This window comes from Actinomycetospora aeridis (assembly GCF_037400275.1).
Classification (GTDB): domain Bacteria; phylum Actinomycetota; class Actinomycetes; order Mycobacteriales; family Pseudonocardiaceae; genus Actinomycetospora; species Actinomycetospora aeridis.
The window spans coordinates 964,146-987,989 of the sequence record NZ_JBBEGL010000001.1 but is presented as its reverse complement, the minus strand read 5'-3'; the positions used below and the strand labels follow the sequence as shown (position 1 = coordinate 987,989).

Here is a 23,844-nt window from a genome sequence, read left to right as displayed (position 1 = left end):
CGCTCCATCCGCCGACCGGGTGACGGTCGGGTCAGCCGATGCGGACCGGCAGGCGCGTCGGACCCAGGTGGTTGCCGCCCTGGAGGCTGCTCCACGTGACCTCCCCGGCGAGGCGCAGCGGGGGGTGGGCGCAGAGCTCGGTCAGCAGGATCGCCAGCTCCGTGCGCGCCAGCGCCGCGCCCGGGCACAGGTGGATGCCCCACCCGAAGCCGAGGTGCCCGCGGGCGTCGCGACCAGGGTCGAAACGCTCGGGCTCGGCGAAGCGCGCCGGGTCGCGGTTCGCCGCCGCGAACGACAGCAGCACCGCGTCGCCCTCCTCGACGCGCTGACCGGCGACGGTGACCGGGCAGGTGGCGCGACGCGCGAAGTTCTGGGCCGGGCTGCGGTGGCGCAGCATCTCCTCGACGAACGCCCGCGCCGACGACGGGTCGGCGCGCAGCCGCTCCTGGCGCGCCGGGTCCTCGAGCAGCAGGGCCACCAGCGTGCTCGCCGCGTTCATCGTCGTCTCGTGTCCCGCCACCGCGAACGTCGCCAGGATGCTGATGCGCTCGTCCTCGTCGACCTCGCGCCCATCGACCTGGGCGCTGAGCAACGCCGCGACGAAGTCGTCGCCGCCGTGCGCACGGTGCGCGGCGAGCTCGGCCGCCATGAGCTCGGAGATGCGCCGGAAGGCTCCGGCGAAGTCGACCGCCTCGCCGTCCGCCGTCAGCCCCGACCACGTCTGCTCGGTGACCTCCCGGAACTGCTCGACCGTGGCGGGCGAGAACCCGACGAGCTCGGTGAGCACGGCGAGCGGGAGCGGCAGCGCGACCTCGCGGACGAAGTCCCCGCCCCCGCGCGCGGCGAACGTCCCGACGAGGTCGGCGATCGTGCGCTCGAGGAACGGGCGCATCTGCCGGACCCGCGCCGTCGAGAGCGCCGGCCCCATCAGCCGCCGGTAGGCCGTGTGCCGCGGCGGGTCGAAGTCGATGGGGATGGAGCGCTGCGTGCCGTCGGTCGGGATGCGGTGGCCCGACGCCGACGAGAACGTGCCCGGGTCACGCAGGACGGCGCGGACGTCGTCGTAGCCGGTCAGGGCCCAGAAGCCGCCCCGGCGCCCGGAGCGGGCGACGGGGCCCGCCGCCCGCGCCGCGGCGTAGAGGTCCCAGACCCCGGGTTCGGTCAACGACGGGTCGTACGGGTCCCAGTCGGGGCTCACTCCCCGGCCTCGCGGGGTCCGACGAAGCCGGTCTGCCCCGCCTCCGACCCCAGCGCCAGCACCGGCCCGTCCATCTTCTCCTGCCACACGAGCGACTCCATGCCGATGTGCAGCGGGTGGTCCTGGACCGTGTAGACGGCGAGGCCCTCGGGCCCCTCGTAGTGGGCGTGCTCGAGCCAGCCCGGCGCCGAGAGCAGCAGGTCGCCCGCCTCCCAGGTGATGTCCTGGCCGTCCACGGTGCTCATGCCGGAGCCCGCGAAGTGGTAGTTGATCGCGACCGACGAGTGGCGGTGCCCCGGCCCGCGCGGCCGCGACGGGCGGCCCGCCGGCATCCCCGACGCCGTGACGAAGAAGCTGTGCGTGGCGCCCTGGCGCCGCTGGGTCGCCGGGTTGTAGAGCGCCATGATCGTGCGCTTGCCGTCGCCGACCTCGGTCGACAGGTGCGACGCCACCTCGGCCCACGGCCAGTGCAGGGCGCGGGACTCGACGACCTCGATGTCGACGAGGAACTCGTAGCCGCGCAGGCGCGCACCCTGGTCGCCGATCGCGATGTCCGGGGCGGTCGCGCGGGTGTAGGCGACCTTCTCGCTGTCCGCGGTCGCCGCCGCCGGGGCGTCGGCCGGCGAGGGCCGCCAGGTCAGCGGCAGGTCCTCGGCGTAGTGCACCCCGAGCTTCTCCAGCAGCGGGGCGTTGGAGTAGCTCAGCCGGGCCCAGACCTCGCCGCCGTCGTTGACGAACCGGAACGGCTGCATCGACGGGAGGTTCGCGACGTCGAGGTGCGCGAGGTCGACGTGGGAGTCGGCGACCTCGATGCGCCCGCTCCCGAGGATGCCGATCTCGACCCGGTGCGCGTTCTCCCGCAGGGGCGCGGTCTCCTCCCCCGGGTTGAGCACCTCGATCGTCACGGCCACCCCGGGGGCGAGCCCGAGGCCCGGGGACACCGCGGACGGGTGCACGATCCGGCTGCCGCGGCGTCCGTTGGCCGGGCGGGGGGCGGCGGCGAGGCGCTCGATCTCGGCCTCGATCTCGGCGCGCGACACCTTGAGCGGCGCCCACGGCCGGGGCGTCGACGCGGCGTCGCCGCTCACGTCGACGATGCGCGTGGCGGTGTCGGGACGGGTGTCCGTGAGGCTCATGGGGACTTCCTTCCGGAGATGATCAGGACTTCTCGAGCAGGGCCGCGCCCTGCGCGAGCAGCGCGTCGACCCGCGGGCGGGCCTCGTCGGTGAGGGGGATCAGGGGCGGGCGGACGTGGTCGGAGGCGATCCGGCCCTCCCGGGCCAGCACCCACTTCGCCGGCGCCGGGTTGGTCTCGACGAACAGCAGGTCGACGAGGGGATGCAGCCCGTAGTGCAGCTCGCGGGCGGTCTCGTGGTCGCCCGCCTCCCACGCCTCGTACATGCGCGCGACGGCCCACGGGGCGAGGTTGCTGACCGCCGAGATGAACCCGGCGCCGCCGAGCGCGAGCAGCGGCAGGCCGAGCAGCTCGATGCCCGACCAGACCATGAGGTCGCGCCCGCAGAGGTGCAGCACCCGGGAGAAGTGCTCGAAGTCCTTCGTCGTCTCCTTGACCCCGACGACGTTGTCGCAGTCGCGGAACAACCGGGCCACGGTCTCCGGGGCGACGTCGACCGCCGTCCGGGAGGGCACGTTGTAGAGCACGATCGGCAGGTCGGGGAACTCGCCCGCCACCGTCGCGAACCAGCGGTACAGGGCCTCCTGGGTGGGCCGCGCGTAGTAGGGCGTGATCACCAGCGCGGCGTCCGCACCGGCCTCCCGGGCGGCCGCCGTGATCTCCAGCGTCTCGTCGAGCTTCGCCGACCCCGTGCCCGGCAGGAACGGCACGGCGTCGTCGACCTCGGCGGCCACCGCGCGGATCGCGGCGATCCGCTCGGCGGCCGACTGCGCCGACGGCTCCCCCGTCGACCCGCCGATCGAGACGCCGTGCGCCCCGGACGCGAGCTGCCAGCGGACCAGGCCGCGCAGGGACGCGAGGTCGAGCGTGCCGTCCGCGGCGAACGGCGTGATCACCGGGGCGATCGAGCCGCGGATCCGGGACGGGTCGCTGCGCCACTTCACGACGGGTCCCCGACCAGCAGCCCGGCCACGGCCAGGTCCGACAGGCCCATACCCATCGGCTTGAACACCGTCAGGCGCGGCGCCGCGGGCCGCGTGACCTTGCCCGCGACGACCTCGGCGAGCGTGTGGACGCTCCCCCAGTCGTCCCGTTCGCCCAGCTCACGCGACCCGCGGCGCGCGTTCGGCTCGCTGTCGACGACGGTGAGCGCGGACGCGGCGAGCACGTCGGGGGCGAGCTCCGCGTGGGTCGGCAGGATCGCCCCGACGGCGTTGAGGTGCGCGCCGGCGGCGAGGTGCCGGGCTTCGAGGAACGGCTCGTCGGCCCGGGTGATGGCGGTGACGACCGGGGCGTCGCGGGTCGCGTCGTCGACGCTCGCCGCGACGTCGGCGCGCAGGCCCAGCTCGTCGCGGACCTTCCGCGCCAGCGCCTCCGCGCCGGCGGCCGTGCGGTTCCAGAGCCGGACCCGGCGCAGCGGGCGGACCGCCGCGACGGCCTCGACCTGCCGCAGCGCCTGGCGCCCGGCGCCGAGCACCGCGAGCTCGTCGGCATCGGGGTCGGCGAGCCACCGCGTCGCGACCGCGGCGATGCCCGCGGTCCGCAGCGCACCGGCGGCGCCGGCCTCGGCGACCCCGAGCGTCGCCCCGTCGGCGGCGGCGAACACCGTCATCAGCGCGCTCGCCCCGGCCGGGGTGTTCACCCAGGTCTTGAAGATCGTCAGGTCGGCGGTGAGGTCCACCGCGCCGAGCGCGTGCGCGCTGCCGCGTCCGGTCCCGACCGGCCAGGTGCTCATCGTCTTGTCGACGTTCCACGCCGTGCCGTCGGCCTCGTGGGTGAGCACGCGCTCCAGCGCGTCGATCACCGCAGGCACGGTGGGCCCCGAGCGGACGTCGTCCTCGGTCCAGGACCTCATGCCCCCACCCCCGCGAGCACCGGCTCGTCGACGACCCCGTGGCGCAGGATCCCGACGCCCGAGACCTCGACCTCCAGCTCGTCGCCGGGGCGCAGGAACCGCGGCGGGTCCTGCCGCAGCCCGATGCCCCGGGGCGTCCCGGTCGCGATGAGGTCGCCGGGGCGCAGTGGCGTGAACGTGCTGACGTAGGCGACGAGCTCGGCGAAGGAGAAGGTCAGGTGGTCGGTCGTGTCGTCCTGCACCACCGCGCCGTTCAGTCGGGTCGTGACGCGGAGCGGTCCGTCGCCGACCTCGTCGGTCGTGGTCAGCCACGGCCCGACGGCACCCGACCGGTGCCAGTTCTTGCCGGCGGTCGCCTGGGTGGAGTGGAGCTGCCAGTCGCGGACGCTGTTCTCCGCGACGCCGGTGACGCCGGCGACATGCGACCAGGCCTCGGCGGCCGGGATGCGCCGGCCGGCGCGGCCGATGACCAGCGCCGCCTCGCCCTCCCAGTCGAGGGAGTCCTCGCCGGCCGGCCGCACGACGGGCGTGCCGGCGCCGACGAAGGAGTCGCCGAAGCGGGCGAACAGGGTCGGGCGGGCCGGTTCCTCCGGGGCGCGGGTGGACTCGGCGGCGTGCGCGGCGTAGTTGAAGCCGACGCAGACGACCTTGGGGTGGTCGCCGATCGGCGGCTCCCAGGCGAGGTCGGCGACGGGCACGCGGGGGTCGTCGGGCCGCGGGGTCACGGGGTCGGCGAGCAAGGCCTCGAAGGACGGGACCCGGTGGTCGAGGCGGGCGACCCGCTGGTCGGGGCCGTCGCCGAGCACGACCCCGAAGCCGGACGAGGCACCGGTGCGGAAGCGGGCGATCCTCATCCCGCGGCCACCGGCTCGCGCGTGGCCGCGGTGGCCCCGACCGGTGCGCGCAGACCGGCCCGCTCGAGGCGGGGCAGCACGTCGCGGGTGAAGTCGGCGATCCCGGCGTCGTAGTCGACCCAGGTCAGCAGGGTGCCGTCGATGCCCGCGGCGCTGAGCATCCCGAGGCGCTGCGCGATCGTCTCCGCGGTGCCCACCAGCGGGAAGCCCCCGGCACCCGCGGCGAACCGCTGGCGCATCGCGGCCATGACCTCGGGCGGCACGACCTGGGTGTTGGCGCCCTGGAGCCGCATCCAGGCGTCGACGCTCTCGACGTCCTCGAACTCCTGGGAGAAGCGCCGGAGGTAGGCCTCGGCCTCGGCGTCCGTGTCCCGCTGCACGACGACGGTGTGGGTCCAGAGCCGCACGTCGCGGCCGAACTCCTCGCGCGCCATGCGCCGGTAGCCCTCGATCTGCGCGCGGATCGCGTCCTCCTCCTCGGACTGCACGATCACGAAGCACAGGTCGGCGTGCTCGGCGGCGAAGCGCATCCCGCGCGGCGACCCGCCGGCGTTCATGATCGGGATCGTCGGCTGCACCGGCTTGGGCTGCGAGACGCCGCCGACGACGTCGAAGAAGCGGCCGTGGAAGTCGAACTCGTCGGTCTCGGCCCAGAGCCTGCGGATCACCTCGAGCCACTCGGCGAGGTGGTCGTAGCGCTCGTCGTGCTCGCGCATCGGCGCGCCGAACATCTCCAGCTCCGGCCGGTTCCAGCCGCCGACGACGTTCAGCGCGAACCGCCCGCCCGAGATGTGGTCGACCGTGGCCGCCTGCTTGGCCGCGACGATCGGGTGCATCGTCGGCGCGTGGGACGTGGCGAACACGCCGATGTCCTCCGTGGCCGCGGCGATGCCGGCGGCCCAGGTGAACGGCTCCATGACGCGCCCCGACCGGTGCTCGGGGCGGCCCTCCGGATAGCCCTTCCAGCGCGCGAACGGCACGACGGCCTCGAACCCGGCGCGGTCGGCGGCGCGCGCGGTGCGCACGGAGCGGGCCCAGTCCATCTCGTGCGCCTCGGGCACCAGCGTCTGCGACGCCCCCGATCCGTTCGTGCAGAACAGCCCGAGCTTGAGCGTGTTGCCGCTGAGCAGCGGATGCATCGCAGACCTCCTCGTCCGTGGTGGTGCGCTCCCGACGCTAGAGAGCTGGAACACATAGCACCATGACGAGTAACTCGACCCTCGGATAAGCTTTCTCGTATGACTCTCTCGTCCCAGCTGCGCCGCCTCGAGATGTTCTGCGCGGTGGTCGACGAGGGCGGCGTGACGCGGGCGGCCGAGCGGTTCCAGGTGGCGCAGCCGTGGGTGTCGGCCCAGCTCCGGACCCTGGAGAAGGCCGTGAAGGCCCCGCTGTTCGTGCGAGAGGGTCGCCGGATCGTGCTGACCGAGGCGGGGACGCGCTTCTACGCCTGGGCCAAGGAGGTCCTGGCCAGCGGGGCGCAGGTCCAGCGCGACATCGAGGACCTCGACGCCGGCACGGCGGGGTCGCTCGCGGTCGCCACGAGCATGGCGATCGGCACGTACCTCATCCCGCCGCTGATGATCGACCTGCGGCGCGGCCGCCCGGGCGCCGACATCACGATCTCGATCAGCGAGCCGGCGGTCGCGATGCGCCGGGTCGAGATCGGCGAGGTCGACTTCGCCGTCACCACCTGGTACGACGACGTCCCGCCGGCGGGCGTCCAGGCGGAGAAGCTCTGGGACGAGGAGATCCTGCTCTGCGCGGCGCCCGGCGGGCCGCCCGACGGCGACGAGGTCGACCTGGCCGACACGCTCGCGCTCCCGATCGTCGGGGTGCCGGCCGGGGTCGCGATCGAGCGCGTGCTCGACGACCGGCTGCGCGCCCATGGCCTGCCGGCCCCGTCCTACGTCATCCGGCTCGGGCACGCCGAGGCGCTCAAGGCGGCCGTGGCCGCGAACGGCTGGGTCTTCTTCGCGCCCCGCTACTGCGTCGCCGACGACGTCGCGGCCGGCCGCCTGCGCGCCGTCCGCCTCCGGGACGCGGAGCTCACCGAGGGCATCGGCCTGTTCTCCCGCGACACGAGCTGGTTCTCGCCGCTGCAGCGTGCGGCCGTCGCGGCACTGCGGGACGTCGCCGCGAGCAAGCGTCAGGAGCCGACGCGCACCGGCAGGGTCGCGAGCGACGGGAACATCAGCGACGGGTAGCGCTCGGACGGGCCGTCCGGCTCGATGCGCGCGGCGTGACGGGCCAGGCCAGCGACGGTCTCCTGGAGCTGGATGCGGGCGAGCGGCGCGCCGACGCAGTGGTGCAGGCCGCCGCCGAACGCCAGGTGCCGGGACGCGTTCGGACGGGTCAGGTCCACCCGCTCCGGGGCGTCGAAGCAGCGCTCGTCGAGGTTGGCCGACCCGATCCCGCACAGCGTCGTCGCCCCGGCCGGGATCGTCGTGCCGTCCGTGGCCACGTACTCCGCCGTGAGGATGCGGGGCACCACCTGCACCGGCGCCCGCAGGCGCAGCGTCTCCTCGACCATCGGGACGACCAGCGCCGGGTCCTCGCGGACCTCCGCGAACAGGCCCGGGACGGTCGCGAAGAGCTCGATCACGTTCGAGATCGACGTGCGGGTGGTCTCGAAGCCGGCGTCGAGCACGGTGTGCATCAGCGAGAGCACCTCGTCGCGGGACAGCTCGCCGCGCTCCTCGGCGTCGAGCAGGCGACGGACGAGGTCGGTCGGCGCGGTGGTGCGGCCGAGCAGGCCGTCGAAGTAGTCGAGGTAGAACCCGGAGACCTCGTCCAGGCGGGCCTGGCGCCCGGCGTCGAGCGGGAACGGCGAGAAGATCATGAGGAAGTCGACCTGGGTCCGCAGCATCGGCTCCCAGTCCTCGTCGGGCATCCCGATCAGCAGGCGCAGCACGCCGCGGGGCACGCGGGCGGCGAGCTGGGACACCGCGTCGAACCGCCCGCCGGACGCCGTCAGCGCGCCGAGCTCGTCGGCGACCTCCGCCGCCGCGGCCGCCCGGAGCTCCTCGACCCGCCGCGCGGTGAACAGCGGCGCGACGACACCGCGCAGGCGCGTGTGGACCGGCCGGTCGGTCTGCACCATGTTGGCCCGCAGCCGTCGCCGTGCCGGGCCCTCGGGCATCCACGCCGGCGCGTCCTGGCCCTCGGGCTGCATCCGCCCGGTGGTGTCGCGCAGGACCGCGTGGGTGTCCGCGTAGCGGGTGAGCACATGCGTCGGATGATCGGGATCGCCGACGGCGAGCACGGCGCCCTGGTCACGGATCGCCCGGTACTCGGCGTGGCGGTCGCCGGTGAGGAAGTCGGGATCGTCGAGATCCAGCGTCGCGGTCATGGGGTGGCTCCTCGGTCGCGGGGAGCACCCCACGCTAGGAGCCCACGATCCATCAGCACCAATACCGGAAACACGAGGAACACATCGCCGGATCGTGATGGGTTGCCCAGTCACGGCGTGCCTGCTCTGATCATCGCCCGTGGGCCACCCCGGCGCCGGCGCCGACCAGCAGCGCCTCCGCACCGCCCCGGGCCTCGCGATCGCGCTGCTCTCGGCGTTCTCCTTCGGCCTCGCCGGCCCGTTCGCCGCCGCGCTGCTCGCGACCGGCTGGTCCCCGCTGGCCGTCGTGCTGGGCCGTCTCGGCGGCGGCGCGCTCCTGCTCGTGGTGCCGCTGGTGGTGATGGCGGCGCGGGGCCGCTACCTGCGGCGACGCCACCTGCGCCCTGTCCTCGTGTACGGCGTCGTCCCGCTGGCCGGGGCGCAGGTCTGCTACTTCAGCGCGGTCGGGCACCTCTCGGTCGGGGTGGCGCTGCTCATCGAGTACACCGCGCCGGTGCTGCTGCTCGCCTGGACCTGGGCGCGCACGGCGCTGCGTCCCCGGCCCGCGACGCTGCTGGGCGCGGTGCTCGCGATCGCGGGGCTGGGGCTCGTCCTCGACGTCGGACGCGGCGCGGACGTCGACGTCGTCGGGGTGCTGTGGGGTCTGGGGGCCGCGGTGTGCCTCGCGGCGTACTTCCGGTTGTCCGCCGGCGAGGAGGGCACGGGCGGCACCGGCGGCGAGGACGGGCCGCCGGCGCTCGTGCTGACCGCGGGCGGCGCCCTGGTCGGCAGCGCGGTGGTCCTGCTCGTCGGGCTCGTCGGCCTGCTGCCGATGGAGGCGACGACCGCCCCCATCGACCTCGCCGGCTGGTCGGCCCCGTGGTGGGTGGGCGTCCTCCTCGTCGCGGCGCTGTCGACGGCGCTCGCCTACCTCACCGGCATCGCGGCCGCCCGTCGGCTCGGGTCGCGCCTGGCGTCGTTCGTCGGCCTGAGCGAGGTGCTCTTCGCGGTGCTCGGCGCCTGGTACCTCGTCGCCCAGGAGCCGACGGCGACGCAGGTCGCGGGCGGCGTGCTCGTCGTCGCCGCGATCGCGCTGATCCGGTGGGCCGAGCCGGTCGGCTGAGGCCGGAGCGGACCCGTGTCCTCAGGACACGGGTCGCGCGAGACCGGTCAGCACCTCCACCAGCCGCTCCGGCCACAGCTGGATCCCGACGTGCGAGGTCGGCACGTCCACGACGGTGAAGGGCGTGGCCAGCGCGACGTCGGCCTCGGCGACGAACCGGTCCTGCAGCGCCGGCATCAGCGCCCGGTCCCGGGAGAGCCGCACGTAGGTGTGCGGCAGCGCGCCCCAGCGCTGCGGGTCGACGCGCACGGCCTCCTCGTCGATCGCGAGCGCCTCGCGCACGTCCATCGCCGCGAGGACCGCCCGGAGCTCGGCACGGGTGCCGTCGGCGAGCAGGGCGTCCTGGAGCGCGTCGAGCGCCGCCGGGTCCTCCGTGTGCAGGTCGACGTGCAGCTCCCCGGCCTCGAGGGGGTCGGCGAGCAGCAACGTCGGCGCCACCGCGTCGAGGGCCGACGGCGCGACCGCCGCGTACGCCGACGGCCCGGCGTCCACGCAGCACCAGGCCGAGGCGTAGACGACGTGGTCGAGCAGCTCCGGCACGGCGTTCGCGACGGCGGTGACGGTCATGCCGCCGCGGCTGTGGCCGACGAGCACGACCGGGCCGTGCTCGTGGGCGGCGCGCACGACGTCGACGACGGCCGCGACGTCGTCGGCCGTGGCGATGCCGACCATCCCGGTGGGACGCGCGTCGAGGCCGTGGCCGGGGAGGTCGACGGCGACGGCCCGGTGCCCCCGCAGCGCGAGCGCGCGGCCCACCGGCCCCCAGTGGGAGGCGTTGGCGAACGCGCCGTGGACGAGCACGTAGGTGGTCGTCGACACGACGCGGCCTCCCCGAACGACGAACGCGGCGCACCGGAGACCGGTACGCCGCGTTCATGATGTAGCCCCGAGGGGATTCGAACCCCCGCTACCGCCTTGAGAGGGCGGCGTCCTAGGCCGCTAGACGACGGGGCCCTAGGAGAACGGTGAGGAGTCTAGATCACGCTCCGCCACCGCTCGCAGCTGGGGTACCAGGACTCGAACCTAGAACAACTGAACCAGAATCAGCCGTGTTGCCAATTACACCATACCCCAAGGCGGTCACCGAGCGTGACGAGAACGCCCCTGCCCGATGACGGAGCCAGTCTAGGACATGGCCGCGCCGGGATTCGACACCCCCCGCAGCGGGGCGGGGCCCGCAGGTCAGAACCGCCCTGCGCGCCCCGGTAACCTGGGTGAGTTCGGCTGCCGCACCACCAGGAAGATCGTGACGTGAGCTCTTCGCCGTCTGCCGGTCCCGCGGGCAAGCCCGCGTTCGCCCCTCTCCCCGCGAGCGTGGACCTGCCCGCCATCGAGCGCGAGGTGCTGGCCCGCTGGGCCGACCGCGACGTGTTCCGTCGCAGCCTCGAGCGCACCGCGGACGGCGAGCCGTGGATCTTCTACGAGGGTCCCCCGACGGCCAACGGCCAACCCGGCACCCACCACGTCGAGGCCCGCGCGTTCAAGGACCTCTTCCCCCGCTTCCGGACGATGCGCGGCTACCACGTGCCGCGCCGCGCCGGCTGGGACTGCCACGGCCTGCCCGTCGAGCTGGCCGTCGAGAAGGAGCTCGGCTTCACGAGCAAGGGCGACATCGAGGCCTACGGCATCGCCGAGTTCAACGCCGCCTGTAAGGAGTCGGCGCTGCGCAACGTGTCGGCCTTCGCGGCGATGACTGAGCGCATGGGCTACTGGGTGGACCTCGACGAGGCCTACTTGACCATGGCCCCGCGCTACGTCGAGAGCGTCTGGTGGTCGCTCAAGAAGATTTTCGACGACGGCATGCTCGTCGAGGACCACCGCGTCACCCCGTACTGCCCCCGCGACGAGACGCCGCTCTCGGACCACGAGGTGGCGCTCGGTTACGAGGACGACGTCGATCCCTCGGTCTACGTGCGCTTCCCGCTCACCGACGGCGTCTGGGCCGGGGCCGACCTCCTGGTGTGGACGACGACGCCCTGGACGCTGCCGTCGAACACCGCCGTCGCGGTGGCCCGCGACATCACCTACGTCCGCGCGCGCACCGGCGACGGCGCCGACCTCGTGGTCGCCGAGGACCTCCTGCCGGTGCTGGGCGAGGACGCCCAGGTCGTCGAGCGCCGCGCCGGCGCCGACCTGCTCGGCAGCCACTACCGCCGCCCGCTCGACCTCATCGGCGGCGACCGCTTCGGCGACGCGCACCGCGTCGTCCACGGCGACCACGTCACCACCGACGCCGGCACCGGGCTCGTGCACATGGCGCCCGCCTTCGGCGCCGAGGACCACCTCGTGGCCAAGGCCGAGGGCCTCGAGATGGTCAACCCCATCGGTCCGGACGGGCACTTCGAGGCCGACGTCCCCCTCGTCGGCGGGATGTTCTTCAAGGCCGCCGACCCGACGCTGGTCGAGGAGCTGCGCGCCCGGGGCGTGCTGTGGCGCTCGGAGTCCTACGAGCACTCGTATCCGCACTGCTGGCGCTGCCACACACCGCTGATCTACTACGCGCTGCCCTCCTGGTTCATCCGCACCACCGAGATCCGCGACCGGCTCGTGGAGGAGAACGAGCGGACGAACTGGTACCCGCCGCACATCAAGCACGGCCGCTACGGCGCGTGGCTCGAGAACAACGTCGACTGGGCGCTGTCGCGCAACCGGTACTGGGGCACGCCCCTGCCGATCTGGCGCAACGAGGCCGACCCGTCGGAGATGGTCTGCGTCGGCTCGCTGGCCGAGCTCTCGAGCTGGGCCGGCACCGACCTCTCCGAGCTCGACCCGCACCGGCCCTTCGTCGACGACGTCACGTTCCCGGCGCCCTCCGGCACGGGCACGATGCGCCGCGTCACCGACGTCATCGACGTCTGGTACGACTCCGGCGCGATGCCGTTCGCCCAGTGGGGTGCGCCGCACCACCACGAGGCGGACTTCGCGGCGGCCTACCCCGCGCAGTACATCTGCGAGGCGATCGACCAGACCCGCGGGTGGTTCTACTCGCTGATGGCCGTGGGCACGCTGGTGTTCGACCGATCGTCCTACGAGAACGTCGTCTGCCTCGGCCTGCTGCTCGACGAGCAGGGCCGCAAGATGTCGAAGCACCTGGGCAACGTGCTCGACCCGTTCGAGCTCTTCGAGTCCCACGGCGCCGACGCGGTGCGCTGGCTGATGCTCGCCCAGGGCTCGCCGTGGGTCGACCGGCGCGTCGGGCACGAGGCGCTGCGCGAGATCGTCCGCAAGATCCTGCTGACGTACTGGAACACCGCGTCGTTCCTGGTCACGTACGCGAACGCGTCGGGGTGGACGCCCTCGTCGGAGCCGACGCCGAGTGACCACCCCATGGACCGCTGGGTCCTCGGCGAGCTCGCCACGTGCGTCCGCGACGTCACCCGCGCGCTCGAGGACTTCGACTCCTCGAGCGCCGGCCGCGCGATCTCGGCGTTCGTCGACGAGCTGTCGAACTGGTACGTGCGCCGCTCGCGCCGCCGGTTCTGGCAGGGCGAGCCCGCGGCGCTCTCCACGCTCCACACCTGCCTCGAGACGCTCTCGCGGCTCATGGCGCCGTTCACGCCGTTCGCCACCGACTACCTGTGGACGCTGCTGCACGGCGACGTCGTCGAGGGCGCGACCGACTCGGTGCACCTCGCCGACTGGCCGGAGCTCGACGAGACGGCGATCGACCCGGTGCTGGCCGAGCGGATGGCGCTCGTGCAGCGCATCGTCGAGCTGGGCCGCTCGACGCGCGCGGCCAGCGGGGTGCGCACGCGCCAGCCGCTCTCGCGGGCGGTGGTGGCCGCGCCGGGGTTCTCGTCGCTGGACCCCGACTTGCTTGCCGAGATCGCCGAGGAGCTCAACGTCGGTCGCGTCGAGGCGGCCGGGTCGGACCTCGTCGAGGTCACGGTGAAGCCGAACTTCCGCGCGCTGGGCAAGCGCTTCGCGAAGCGGACCCCGGTCGTCGCGGAGGCCGTCAAGGCCTCGACCGCCGCGCCGGTCGACGGCGAGCTCACGGTCGTCGTCGACGGCGAGGAGATCACGCTCTCCGGCGACGAGATCGTCGTGGAGGAGACGCCGCGCGAGGGCTGGGCGGTCCGGTCGGAGGGCGGTCTGTCGGTCGGGCTCGACACCGAGCTCACCGACGAGCTGCGCGCCGCCGGCCTCGCCCGCGACGTCGTGCGCGTCGTGCAGGAGGCCCGCAAGACCCGGGGCCTCGAGGTCTCCGACCGCATCGCGCTGACCTGGGCCGCCGAGCGCGCCGACGTGGCCGACGCGGTGCGCACGCACGCGGGCACGATCGCCGAGGAGGTGCTCGCGGTGTCGATGACCGAGGGCGCCGTGAACGGCGACGCCGCGGCCCGCTCCGACGACCTCGCGCTCGCCGTGGCGATCACTCCCGCACCGGTGTGACCGGAGGACGGGCCACGTCGGCGTCCACGTTCCCGGGCGGCGTTGTCGGGGGTCGGGTCTAGCGTCTTCGTCATGAGCATCGACCACGACCCGCGCGTCGGCCTGGCCGCCGCGCTGGCGGGTCGTGCTCCCGGTGCGGACCTGCACGCGTTGCTCGACACCGTGGACCCGAGCTCGCTGGACGGGCCGGAGCTGGCGGCGTACGTCCGGGCACGGTTCGCGGTGCACAACCGCGCCGAGGCCCAGCTGCTGGCGTCGCTGCGCGAGCTGGGGTGCGCTGCCGAGGACGCCGAGGGGCGCCCACGGCGGTTGCCGAGCTCGGACGGCTTCTCCGGCGACGAGGTGGCCGCGGTGCTCGGGTGCTCGCGGGCGGCGGCGTCACGGCGCCTGGAACTGGCCGACGACCTGCTCTCGCGGCTCCCGGCGCTCGGCGCGGCGCTGTGGTCCGGCGTGCTGGACGAACCGAAGGTCCGGGCGATCAGCGAGTGCGTGCGCGACCTGTCCGCGGATCACGCCCGCCTCGTGGTGGCCGAGGTGCTCGACGAGGCCGGCGGGTTGCCGGTGATGGCGCTGCGCGAGCGGGTCACCGAGCTCGGGCTCGCGATCGACCCGGACTGGGCCGAGCGCCGCCGCAGGCGCGCGGAGGCCCGCGGGCGGGTGGAGCTGGCGGCGAACCCGTCGGGCACGGCGACGCTGTCGTTCTGCGACGCCCCGGCCCCGGACGGGATCGCGTCCATGTCGCGGGTGGAGGCGCTCGCGGCGCAGCTGCGGGCGGCCGGGGTCCTGACCCCGATCAACCCGCTGCGCGTGCACGTCGGCATGCGCTTGTTGAACGGCTCCACCGCCGGCATGACCGACCCCGAGATCATCGACCTGCTCGCCGCCGAGTACCACGCCACCGCGACCCCCGACGATCCGGCCGGCCGCGATGACAGCGGCCCCGACGACGGTCCCGACGACTGCGGCCCCGACGACCGCGGCCCCGACGACCGCGGTCCCGACGACAGCGGCCCCGACGACGGTCCCGACGACAACGGCGCCGACGACGGACCGGACGACGGACCGGACGACGGACCGGACGACGGACCGGGCGACGGGAGCGAGGGACGTCGTCACGACCTCGACCTGACCGTGCCGGCGCCGGGCTCGCGTGCGGCGCAGGGCACCCTGGAGCTCTCGGAGCTCCCCACACCGCCCGTCGAGCCTGACGACGATGTGTCCGCGTCGTGGTGCGAGCCGCGGGCCGGGCGGCTGCGGCGAGGCACCGTCGAGGTCCGGCTCCGGCTGTCCACCGCCCTCGGGCTCGACGCCCACCCGGGCATCGTCCCCGGCTACGGGGCGGTCACCGCCCCGATCGCCCGCGACCTCGTCGAGCAACACCGCTCCGGGGAGTGGCGGGTCGTGCTCGTCGACGGCGACGGGCACCTCGAGCACGTCGTGCTCGCCCGCCGACGACCAGCCCGCCCCCGCGGTCCGGACGCGGCGCGGGGGAAGGCACCGGGCGCGACCCGGACCGGGGCGATCGTCGAACTCCAGGTTCCGACGACGCTGCTCGGCGCCCTCACCCCCGAACACCACGGTCCCTGGGCGCCGCTGCTGCGCGAGCTCCTGGCCCGGATGACCGACCTCCGACGCTCCGGCGGTCTCGGGCGAGCACCCGACACCGCGAGCGGCCCCGACCAGTGGCGGCGCCGACACCCCGCCGCCGAGGCCGACCGCTGGACCCGCGCGCGCGACCGGCACTGCGTCGTGCCCTGGTGCCGCCGTCCCGCCCACCGCGCCGAGATCGACCACACCCGCGACCATGCCCACGGCGGGCCCACGGTGACCTGGAACCTCGGGGCCTGGTGCACCCAGCACCACCGCGCCAAGCACCTCGCGGGCTGGCGCGTCCGCCAACCCCTGCCCGGCTGGTTCGTCATCCGCACCCGCGCCGGCATCACCCACACCACCGGGCCCCCACGCATCCTGCGACCCCTCCCCGACCCCACCCCGGGGGTGCGGCCCCGCCCCCTGCCGCACGACGGCCGGCCCGACCCGGACGCGGCCGCCGACCACCTCGACGACTGGCACCGCCGCTTCGCCGCGGCCTCCGGCGGCGGCCGGAAGGCCACCCCACCGGCACCGAGACCGGCGGCCCGCCACGATCCCGATGACCCACCGCCGTTCTGACCGGCGTCCCGCGGTCGGCGCCTCCTCCCGTGGCGAGGAGACGTCACCCCAACAGAGGCGCGGCGTGCGCGTCGGTGCGCGACACGCCGGACGTCGCGTCACTCGTTAGGCTTTTCGGGTTCATACACAACCCCTTTCGTCCGATGGCCAGAACGTACGGATGATCAGCGGATCGCCGTGCGTCCTGAGTCGTCGCCCGGAAGGTGGTTCGAATGCCCAGGGACACCTCGTCCCCCCAGCAGCGCCGGTTCGTCCGGCTGATCATCGGCGCCGGCCTGGTCGGCGCCCTGTTCATGTCGCTGGCCATGACGAACACCTTCTCGGCGTTCGTCGCCACGATCACGAACAGCAACGACACCGCCGCGGCGGGCTCGCTGATCCTGCAGGAGTCCGGCGCCGCCGGCACCACACCCTGCAACAGCACCGACGGCGGCGGCGTCAGCACCAACACCGCGACGTGCGCGACGTTCAACAAGTACGGCGGCAGCACCACGATGGTGGCCTCGAACGCCACCGGGACCACGAACAACATCGTGACCACCGTGAACTTCAAGAACACCGGCACGCTCCCGGCGACGGCCTTCAACATGGCCTTCGGTGCCTGCACCCAGCCCACCGCGCCCGCCGGCGCCGGCACGGCCACCGACTTCTGCACCAAGCTGCACGTCAAGGTGACCTCGGGCGCCACGGTCGTCCAGGCCGACACGGTCGCCTCGGCGCTCGCCGGCACGAACGTCAACCTGCCGGCCGCACTGATCCCGACGGCCAACTCGGGGAACACGATCCCGCTGACCTTCACCGTCTACCTCGACAGCACGGCCGGCAACACCTACCAGGGCCTGTCGGCCTCGCAGCCGATCACCTGGACGCTGACGAGCTGACGGGCGGGCCGGCACGCCAGTGGGTACCACCTTCCCCGACACCGCCGACGGGACAGACGGAACGTACGTCGACCCCGACGCGGTGACGGCTCCCCTCCCGCTGCCGATCTCCCCGGAGCAGGGCCCCCGCCGGTCGTCGGGCATCGCCGGCATCGTCACGGCTGTCGTGGTCGTGGTGCTGCTGGCCGGCGCCCTGGCGTGGCACCTCTCCGGGGGGCGCTGGCAGATCATCTCCACGCCCTCGATGGGCACCGCCGCGCCGGTGGGCGCGGTGGTGCTCACCCGGCCCAACGCCGGGATCGCCGTCGGCGACATCATCACCTTCCAGCCGCCCGCGCCGGAACGGCCCCGGTCGGTGACGCACCGCGTCGTCGCCGTCGAGCCCGGTCCGGACGGTCCGGGACTGCGCACTCAGGGCGACATCAACGGCTCGGTCGACCCGTGGGTCCTGCACGCCCCGGACCTCACCGGCCGGGTGGTCCTCGTCCTGCCCGGCCTCGGGTGGTTCGTGCGGGCGCTGCCGGCCCTCCTCGCCGGGATCGTCGTGCTGTGGTGGGCCACGCGACGCTTCATGCCGTGGCTGTGGGCGGTGCCCACACGGGTGCTCGGCCTGTCGATCCTGCTGGCCGCGGTCAGCCTGTGGCTGCGGCCGTTCGTCGGCACGACCACGCTCGCGACCCAGGCCGACGCCGGCGAGGCCCGCATCAGCATGGTGTCGACCGGCCTGCTGCCCACCCGCGTCACTGCCGACACCGGCGGGACGCTCGACCTGGTCAGCGGCCAGACGGGCCTGCTCACGACACCGCGGTCGCAGGAGTCGCAGGGCAACCTCCTGACCAGCGGCGTGCACATGCCCTGGTGGCTCTGGATCGTGATGACCGCGTTCTGGCTGCTGCCGATGGTCTACGGCCTGGTCGCGGCGCGGCGCCACCCGCTCGTGGGCCCGGCGGACGGGGCCGACGACCGCCGCCGTCCGCCCGACCCGGACACCGACCCCGGACCGCGCGACTCCGGACTGCGCGACCCAGGCCCGCGCGACCCCGGCCGCCGCGGACCCGGTGGGACGTCGACGTTCCTGGGCATGGCGCTGGCGGTCGCGCTGACGGTCTCCGGCGACCCCACGTTCGCGGCCTTCACGGCGCGGGTGACCAACACGGCGAGCACCGCGGGCGCGAACCCGTACTTCACGTGCCTCGGCGCCACGGCGGGCCTGGGCAGCAACTACGTCGCCTGGCCCCTCGACGACCAGAACGTTGCGAACCTCGCGACCGCACGCTCCCTGACCGGCGGGACCACCGGCACGTACACCGGCCTGCTCGGCTTCGCGGCCGCGACCAGCAAGCCCTGCCCGCGCGACACCCCGGCCCGCGCGGTCAACATCCTCGGTTCGGCCCTGGTCCTGTCCCACGTCGCCACGACGAACACCACCGCGATCGCGAGCACGAACGTGTTCTCGCTGGTCGGGTGGTTCCGGACGTCCACCGTCACCGGCGGGCGGATGATCGGCTGGGGCAGCACCCGGACCGGGATCACCAACGCCGGCTACGACCGGCACCTCTACATGACCAACTCCGGGCAGCTGACCTTCGGCGTCTACCCCAACGCCACGAAGACGATCACCAGCCCGAACGCCTACAACGACGACGCCTGGCACCTCGCGGTCGCGACGCTCTCGCCCGCGGGCATGGTGCTCTACGTCGACGGCGTGCAGGTCGCCGCGGACCCGACGACCACCACGGCCGAGGGCGGCACGACGCGCACCGGCTACTGGCGCGTGGGGTACGACAACCTCAGCGGCTGGCCCAACGCGCCGACGACGCCCGCGTGGTCGGGCAGCATGTACGACGCCGCGGTGATGACCAACGCCCTCACGCCGGCGCAGGTCGCGCAGCTCTACCGCGCCGGTACGTAGGGTCACGTGCCTTGGCAGGCCCGGTCCGCCGGTCGACACTGCAGGTCATGGCCGCCCCCACCCACGACTGGACCGTCGTCGACGAGGGCTGGGGCCGCCGGGCCGTGGACTTCGCGACGCTCTCCGAGCCCGGCAACTGCCGCGAGTACGTCGCGGTGCACCACCAGCTCGGCGTCGACGCCGGCGACCGGCTCCTCGACGTGGCCTGCGGCTCCGGGCTCGCGCTCGAGCTGGCCGGGCTGCGCGGCGCGACGTGCGCAGGCATCGATGCCTCGGCACGGCTCGCCGCCGTCGCCCGCGACCGCAGCCCGGCCGCCGACGTCCGGGTCGGCGACATGCACGCCCTGCCCTGGGCCGACGGCAGCTTCGACGTCGTCACCAGCTTCCGCGGCATCTGGGGCACGACGCCCACCGCGCTCGCCGAGGTCCACCGCGTGCTCGCGCCCGGCGGGCGCGTCGGGCTGACCGTGTGGGGGCACATCAAGGTGTCATCGGGCGCCTGGTCGCTCGCGCCGTTCCGGCTCGCCGAGGCACCCGCCGTCGCCAACCAGGCGGCGATGGTCGCGCTCGGTCGCCCCGGCGCGGGCGAGGAGCTGCTCACCTCCCACGGGTTCACCGACGTGCGGCGGATCGCGCCGCGGTTCGCCTGGGAGTTCGCCGACCCCGAGGTCTACGCCCGGGCGATCGCCGCCACCGGCCCGGCGTACGAGGCGATCCGCACCGTCGGCGAGCAGGCGTTCCACGACGCCGCCGTCGCCGCGGCGGAGCAGCACGTTCGCGACGGGCTCCCGCTGCGCGCCGAGATCGACCTCGTCGGCTACCTCGCCCGCACGCCGGCGCTCACGCCGTCTCCTTCTCGCTGACCGCCTCGGTCCGCCCCGATCCCTCGCGCAGGCCGAAGACCGCGAGCAGCGTCAGCACCGAGAGCCCGGCGACGTAGAGGGCGATCGGGGTCGACGAGCCGGTGGCGCCGAACAGCGCGGTGGCGACGATCGGCGTCACCGCACCCCCGACCATGCCGCCGACCTGGTAGGCGATGGAGATCCCGCTGTAGCGCACCCGCACCGGGAAGATCTCGCTGAACAGCCCGCCCTGGGCGCCGGCCATGATGCCCTGGACGACGGCCGCCACCGCGAAGGCGAGCCCCGCGAGCGCGGGCGATCCCGTGTTGACCAGCGCGAACATCGGCAGCGGCCAGATCACCGCGGTGAGTGCGCCGACGACGTAGACCGGTCGCGAGCCGATGCGGTCGGACAGCACGGCCGCCCCGACGATCGTCGCGACCCACACGACGGTCGACAGCATGATCAGCGTGAGCAGGGTCGTGCGGTCGTAGTCGAGCACCGTGGTGCCGTAGCTGAGCATGTAGACGATCACCGTGTAGCCGATCGCGGGCGGCGCGATCGAGGCGAGGCTCGCGAGGACGAGGACCTTCGGGTGGCGGCGGACCAGCTCGGCGACGGGCACCGTGCTCGTCTCCCGGTTGCGCTTCACCGCCTCGAACTCCGGGGCGTCCTGCAGGCGGCTGCGCACGACGAAGCCGACGCCCACGAGCACGACCGAGAGCAGGAACGGGATGCGCCAGCCCCACGACCGGAACGCCTCGTCGGGCAGGCCCGCGACGGCGAGGAAGGCGAGGTTGGAGGTCAGCACGCCGATCGGCACGCCGAACTGGGCGAAGCTGCCGTACACCGCGCGCCGGCGGCTCGTCGCGTGCTCGGTGGCGATGAGCACCGCCCCGCCCCACTCCCCGCCGACCCCGAAGCCCTGCAGGAGACGCAGCAGGACGAGCAGGAGCGGGGCCCCGACGCCGATGGCCGCGTACGTCGGCAGCAGGCCGATCAGGGCGGTCGCGCCGCCGGTGAGCAGCAGGGTGAGGACGAGCATGGCCTTGCGGCCGAGGCGGTCGCCGTAGTGCCCGATCACGGCGGCACCCAACGGGCGGGCGACGAAGCCGACCGCGAAGGTGCCGAACGCGGCGAGCGTGCCGGCCACCGACGAGAACTGGGGGAAGAAGAGGCTCCCGAACACCAGCGCCGCGGCGGTGCCGAAGATGTAGTAGTCGTACCACTCGATCGACGTGCCGACGAAGCTCGCGGTGAAGATGGTCCTGCGCGAGGGAGCGGCCATGGTCTGGCAGGGAAGCGCACCCCCGCCTGGAGGACAACCTCGCGGTGTCAGGTCTTCCGGAACTCGGAAAGGACGGCGTCGGTGTGCTCGCCGACGTCCGGGATCGGCCCCATCCGCAGCGGGCGGCCGGGCAGGCCGATGGGCGGCACGAGCGCGGGCGCCTCGCCGCCCGGGGAGCCGACGGTGCGCCAGCGGTCGCGGGCGGTGTGCTGCGGGTGGGAGAGCACGCCCTCGTCACCGACGAGGTCGCGCTGCCGGGCGTGGGCGATCCCGGCGCGCCCCAGGCGTGCCACGACCTCCTCGCCGCCCAGGCCGGCGAACACCGCGTCGATCGTCGCGTGCAGCTCGTCGCGGTGCTCGAGGCGGGCCGACCCGGTGGCGAAGCGGTCGTCCGTCGCGATCGCCTCGTCGCCCAGGACCTCCGCGCAGAACCGCACCCACTCGCGCTCGTTCTGGATGGCCAGGACGATCTCGGCCCCGTCGCCGGCCGCGAACGTCCCGTAGGGCGCGATCGCGGGGTGGGACGTGCCCGCCCGCCGCGGGGCACGCCCGGCGCCGGCGGCGTAGGTCAGCGGGAAGCCCATCCACTCGCTCAGCGCGTCGAAGAGACTGACCTCGAGCGCGGTCCCCTCCCCCGTGCGCTCGCGCTCGTAGAGCGCCGCGAGGATGCCGGAGAACGCGTACATGCCGGCACCGATGTCGGCGGCGGGGATGCCCGCCTTGGCCGGCTGCTCGGGCGTCCCGGTCATCGTGACCAGGCCCGTCTCGGCCTGGATGAGCAGGTCGTAGGCCTTCGCGTCGCGGTACGGACCCTCCGAGCCGTAGCCGGAGATGCTGCAGTGGACCAGTCGCGGGTGCTCGCGGCGGAGCTCCGCGGCGCCGAGACCGAGACGCTCCGCCGCCCCGGGCGCGAAGTTCTGCACGAAGACGTCCGCGCGGGCGAGGATCCGCCGCAGGGCGGCGATCGCGTCCGGGTCCTTGAGGTCGAGCGTGACGCTCTCCTTGCCGCGGTTGAGCCAGACGAAATGGCTCGAGAGCCCGCCGACGACCGTGTCGTAGTCGCGCGCGAAGTCGCCCCGGCCCGGCCGCTCGATCTTGATGACACGGGCGCCGAGGTCGGCGAGGTGGCGCGTCGCGAGCGGGGCGGCCACGGCCTGCTCGCAGGCCACGACGAGGACGCCGTTGAGCGGGAGGGCGCTGGGGTCGGCCATGGCGTCGATCGTGCCCGCCGGGGCGCATCCCCGCGCAGGACGGCTCGTTGTGACGGACGTCGTCCTGATCTTCCGAACCGACTCGCCCATTCGGCCGAATGATGCGGCGTCGGGGTCGATGATCGGGCACGGCGAGCAGCGAGGTGCGACGGATGGGACCACGAATGGGGCGGTCGGTCGGGCAGGTGGTCGGGCAGGTGGTCGGACGCAGGGCGGGCACGGCCGCGCTCGCGCTCACCACGACGGCGCTCGCGATCGGCGGCACGGGTGTCCTCGCCCAGGCCGGGGTGGTGTCGCTGGCCGTCGCGCCCTCCTCGCAGTCGGCGCCGGCCGACCAGGGTCTGCTGCGCGTCGCGCACCTCTCGCCCTCGACCGGCGCCGTCGACATGTACGCCGAGGGACCGGGGCTCGCCCTGACCAAGGTCGCCTCGAGCGTGTCGTACCGCGGCCTCACCGACTACCTGCCGGCCGCGCCCGGGGTCTACACGCTGCAGGCGCGACCGGCCGGCGCCGCGGCGTCCAGCCCGCCCGCCCTCACCGCGAGCGTCGCCGTCACCCCCGGCTCGGCCCAGACCGCGGCGTTCGTCGACGTCGGCCCGAACGGGGCGCCGCAGGCCGAGCTGCTCAGCGACCGGACCACGACACCCCCGCCCGGATCGGCGCTGGTGCGCGTGGTGTCCGCGGCCGCCGGGGTCGGCGCGCTCGACGTGACCGCCCGCGGCGGGGGCCCGCTCGCCGACGACATCTTCTACGGCGCGGCCTCGGACTACGCGACGGTCGAGGCGCGCACCTGGACGATGGACGTCACCACGAGCTCCGGGCAGACCACCGAGGTGACGCTGCCCGTGGGGAGCTCGTCGGTGAACTCCGTGATCGTCACCCGCGACCCGCAGGGCGCCCTCGCCGTCGTGGCCGTCCCCGACGGCGCCGCGCCCACCCCGGCCGCGGCCGACCCCACCACGACCGCGAGCCCCGCCCCGTCGTCGACCTCGGCCCCGTCGGCGAGCCCGCTGCCCTCCACCGGGGCGGCGCCGACCGCGACCAGCTCGCCCTCGACCAGCTCGACCCCGACGCCGGCGCCGCGCCGCACCCCCAGCGGCGGCGTGCCGGCCGGATTCGGTGGGCTCGCCGGGGCGTCGCTCCCGAGCGCCGCGCCGGCCGCCGCGCCGATGCCGGTCGTCGCCGGGCCCGTCTCGCCGCGCGCCGCCCTGCACCCGACCGGCCTGTCGGTGCCGGCCGCCGGTGTGGCGGCGAGCCACCTGACCGACCTCGGGATCGACAGCCGGGGCGGCACCCTCCAGGCCCCCACCGGCCCGCAGGACGTGGGCTGGTTCCGCGAGGGTCCGGTGCCGGGCCAGGCCGGGCCGGCCGTCCTCGTCGGGCACGTCGACTCGTGGCAGGGCCCCGGGGTGTTCTCGCGGGTGCGTGACCTGCGCGCCGGCGACACCGTCGACGTCCCGCGCAGCGACGGCACCACGGCGCACTTCGTCGTCGACTCCGTCGAGCAGTTCGGCAAGCACGCCTTCCCCACCGACCGGGTCTACGGCCCGACCGCGGGGCCGGCGCTGCGGCTCGTGACCTGCGGTGGCACGTTCGACCCCGCGACGCGGTCCTACGAGGACAACGTGGTCGTGTTCGCGTCGCCGCGCTGAC

18 protein-coding genes and 2 tRNA genes are annotated in these 23,844 nt (G+C 74.4%); 8 read left to right on the top strand and 12 right to left on the bottom strand.

The genetic code is table 11. From position 1 onward, the window contains the following. Window positions 1-31: 31 nt before the first annotated feature. The 6 genes from WCD41_RS04595 to WCD41_RS04570 are packed head-to-tail and all read right to left on the bottom strand — an operon-like array spanning window position 32 to window position 6,181. Window positions 32-1,165, bottom strand: coding sequence for a cytochrome P450 (locus tag WCD41_RS04595; protein ID WP_337712180.1), 1,134 nt, complete (start codon window positions 1,163-1,165; stop codon window positions 32-34). A gap of 29 nt (window positions 1,166-1,194) precedes the next feature. Continuing rightward, window positions 1,195-2,334, bottom strand: a complete 1,140-nt coding sequence (locus tag WCD41_RS04590) for a cupin domain-containing protein (RefSeq protein WP_337712179.1) — start codon at window positions 2,332-2,334, stop codon at window positions 1,195-1,197. Between the two features lie 22 nt (window positions 2,335-2,356). Beyond that, entirely contained in the window at window positions 2,357-3,277 is a 921-nt protein-coding gene (gene dapA, locus WCD41_RS04585) for a 4-hydroxy-tetrahydrodipicolinate synthase (RefSeq protein ID WP_337712178.1), read from the bottom strand. After that, window positions 3,274-4,188, bottom strand: a complete 915-nt coding sequence (locus WCD41_RS04580; RefSeq protein ID WP_337712177.1) for an ornithine cyclodeaminase family protein — start codon at window positions 4,186-4,188, stop codon at window positions 3,274-3,276. Before WCD41_RS04580 ends, dapA begins: the two co-directional genes overlap by 4 nt. Continuing rightward, entirely contained in the window at window positions 4,185-5,042 is an 858-nt protein-coding gene (locus tag WCD41_RS04575) for a fumarylacetoacetate hydrolase family protein (protein WP_337712176.1), read from the bottom strand. Before WCD41_RS04575 ends, WCD41_RS04580 begins: the two co-directional genes overlap by 4 nt. Next, the gene (locus WCD41_RS04570; protein ID WP_337712175.1) at window positions 5,039-6,181 is read right to left on the bottom strand and encodes an LLM class flavin-dependent oxidoreductase; all 1,143 of its coding nucleotides are present in this window, start codon (window positions 6,179-6,181) and stop codon (window positions 5,039-5,041) included. Before WCD41_RS04570 ends, WCD41_RS04575 begins: the two co-directional genes overlap by 4 nt. Before the next feature lie 99 nt (window positions 6,182-6,280). Between WCD41_RS04570 and WCD41_RS04565 the strand changes: the two genes are divergently transcribed. Beyond that, on the top strand, window positions 6,281-7,246 hold the full coding sequence (locus WCD41_RS04565; RefSeq protein WP_337712174.1) for a LysR family transcriptional regulator: 966 nt from the start codon (window positions 6,281-6,283) through the stop codon (window positions 7,244-7,246). On the opposite strand, the gene WCD41_RS04560 is transcribed toward WCD41_RS04565, so the two are convergent. Then, window positions 7,189-8,391 (bottom strand): cytochrome P450, encoded by a 1,203-nt coding sequence (locus tag WCD41_RS04560; protein ID WP_337712173.1) that lies wholly within the window; start codon window positions 8,389-8,391, stop codon window positions 7,189-7,191. The two genes, WCD41_RS04565 and WCD41_RS04560, sit on opposite strands and share 58 nt — an antisense overlap. 139 nt (window positions 8,392-8,530) lie before the next feature. On the opposite strand from WCD41_RS04560, the gene WCD41_RS04555 reads away from it, so the two are divergent. Next, window positions 8,531-9,493, top strand: coding sequence for an EamA family transporter (locus tag WCD41_RS04555; RefSeq protein ID WP_337712172.1), 963 nt, complete (start codon window positions 8,531-8,533; stop codon window positions 9,491-9,493). Between the two features lie 21 nt (window positions 9,494-9,514). Here WCD41_RS04555 and WCD41_RS04550 read toward each other — a convergent pair whose 3' ends face one another. The 3 genes from WCD41_RS04550 to WCD41_RS04540 all read right to left on the bottom strand — a co-directional run bounded on the left by WCD41_RS04550 (window position 9,515) and on the right by WCD41_RS04540 (window position 10,567). Then, window positions 9,515-10,312, bottom strand: a complete 798-nt coding sequence (locus WCD41_RS04550) for an alpha/beta hydrolase (protein ID WP_337712171.1) — start codon at window positions 10,310-10,312, stop codon at window positions 9,515-9,517. Between the two features lie 62 nt (window positions 10,313-10,374). After that, window positions 10,375-10,447: transfer RNA gene (locus WCD41_RS04545), tRNA-Glu, on the bottom strand. Between the two features lie 48 nt (window positions 10,448-10,495). Then, window positions 10,496-10,567, bottom strand: a tRNA-Gln gene (locus tag WCD41_RS04540). 177 nt (window positions 10,568-10,744) lie between these two features. Between WCD41_RS04540 and ileS the strand changes: the two genes are divergently transcribed. From ileS to WCD41_RS04515, 5 genes are all read left to right on the top strand, one after another. Continuing rightward, window positions 10,745-13,885: an isoleucine--tRNA ligase gene (ileS, locus tag WCD41_RS04535; protein ID WP_337712170.1), complete on the top strand. Its 3,141-nt coding sequence runs from the start codon at window positions 10,745-10,747 to the stop codon at window positions 13,883-13,885. 72 nt (window positions 13,886-13,957) lie between these two features. After that, the gene (locus tag WCD41_RS04530) at window positions 13,958-16,057 is read left to right on the top strand and encodes an HNH endonuclease signature motif containing protein (RefSeq protein ID WP_337712169.1); all 2,100 of its coding nucleotides are present in this window, start codon (window positions 13,958-13,960) and stop codon (window positions 16,055-16,057) included. A gap of 212 nt (window positions 16,058-16,269) precedes the next feature. After that, window positions 16,270-16,938, top strand: coding sequence for a hypothetical protein (locus WCD41_RS04525; protein ID WP_337712168.1), 669 nt, complete (start codon window positions 16,270-16,272; stop codon window positions 16,936-16,938). 82 nt (window positions 16,939-17,020) lie between these two features. Continuing rightward, a complete protein-coding gene (locus tag WCD41_RS04520; RefSeq protein WP_337712167.1) occupies window positions 17,021-18,850 on the top strand; it encodes a LamG-like jellyroll fold domain-containing protein in 1,830 nt (609 codons plus the stop codon). Between the two features lie 47 nt (window positions 18,851-18,897). After that, window positions 18,898-19,713 carry a class I SAM-dependent methyltransferase gene (locus WCD41_RS04515; protein WP_337712166.1) on the top strand — a complete coding sequence of 272 codons (816 nt, stop codon included), beginning with the start codon at window positions 18,898-18,900 and terminating at the stop codon, window positions 19,711-19,713. On the opposite strand, the gene WCD41_RS04510 is transcribed toward WCD41_RS04515, so the two are convergent. Both WCD41_RS04510 and WCD41_RS04505 read right to left on the bottom strand, forming a co-directional pair. Then, window positions 19,691-20,980, bottom strand: coding sequence for an MFS transporter (locus WCD41_RS04510; RefSeq protein ID WP_337712165.1), 1,290 nt, complete (start codon window positions 20,978-20,980; stop codon window positions 19,691-19,693). The genes WCD41_RS04515 and WCD41_RS04510 overlap by 23 nt on opposite strands. Before the next feature lie 47 nt (window positions 20,981-21,027). Further along, on the bottom strand, window positions 21,028-22,191 hold the full coding sequence (locus WCD41_RS04505) for a CaiB/BaiF CoA transferase family protein (protein ID WP_337712164.1): 1,164 nt from the start codon (window positions 22,189-22,191) through the stop codon (window positions 21,028-21,030). Between the two features lie 152 nt (window positions 22,192-22,343). On the opposite strand from WCD41_RS04505, the gene WCD41_RS04500 reads away from it, so the two are divergent. Next, the gene (locus WCD41_RS04500; RefSeq protein ID WP_337712163.1) at window positions 22,344-23,843 is read left to right on the top strand and encodes a class F sortase; all 1,500 of its coding nucleotides are present in this window, start codon (window positions 22,344-22,346) and stop codon (window positions 23,841-23,843) included. Window position 23,844 lies beyond the last annotated feature (1 nt).

Bases quoted from the DNA above. Each gene is read 5' to 3' on its own strand.
- WCD41_RS04580 (WP_337712177.1), bottom strand. From the start codon at position 4,188: ATGAGGTCCTGGACCGAGGACGACGTCCGCTCGGGGCCCACCGTGCCT.
- WCD41_RS04505 (WP_337712164.1), bottom strand. From the start codon at position 22,191: ATGGCCGACCCCAGCGCCCTCCCGCTCAACGGCGTCCTCGTCGTGGCC.
- WCD41_RS04560 (WP_337712173.1), bottom strand. From the start codon at position 8,391: ATGACCGCGACGCTGGATCTCGACGATCCCGACTTCCTCACCGGCGAC.
- WCD41_RS04500 (WP_337712163.1), top strand. From the start codon at position 22,344: ATGGGACCACGAATGGGGCGGTCGGTCGGGCAGGTGGTCGGGCAGGTG.
- WCD41_RS04510 (WP_337712165.1), bottom strand. From the start codon at position 20,980: ATGGCCGCTCCCTCGCGCAGGACCATCTTCACCGCGAGCTTCGTCGGC.
- WCD41_RS04590 (WP_337712179.1), bottom strand. From the start codon at position 2,334: ATGAGCCTCACGGACACCCGTCCCGACACCGCCACGCGCATCGTCGAC.
- WCD41_RS04515 (WP_337712166.1), top strand. From the start codon at position 18,898: ATGGCCGCCCCCACCCACGACTGGACCGTCGTCGACGAGGGCTGGGGC.
- WCD41_RS04525 (WP_337712168.1), top strand. From the start codon at position 16,270: ATGCCCAGGGACACCTCGTCCCCCCAGCAGCGCCGGTTCGTCCGGCTG.
- WCD41_RS04530 (WP_337712169.1), top strand. From the start codon at position 13,958: ATGAGCATCGACCACGACCCGCGCGTCGGCCTGGCCGCCGCGCTGGCG.
- WCD41_RS04565 (WP_337712174.1), top strand. From the start codon at position 6,281: ATGACTCTCTCGTCCCAGCTGCGCCGCCTCGAGATGTTCTGCGCGGTG.
- WCD41_RS04570 (WP_337712175.1), bottom strand. From the start codon at position 6,181: ATGCATCCGCTGCTCAGCGGCAACACGCTCAAGCTCGGGCTGTTCTGC.
- WCD41_RS04575 (WP_337712176.1), bottom strand. From the start codon at position 5,042: ATGAGGATCGCCCGCTTCCGCACCGGTGCCTCGTCCGGCTTCGGGGTC.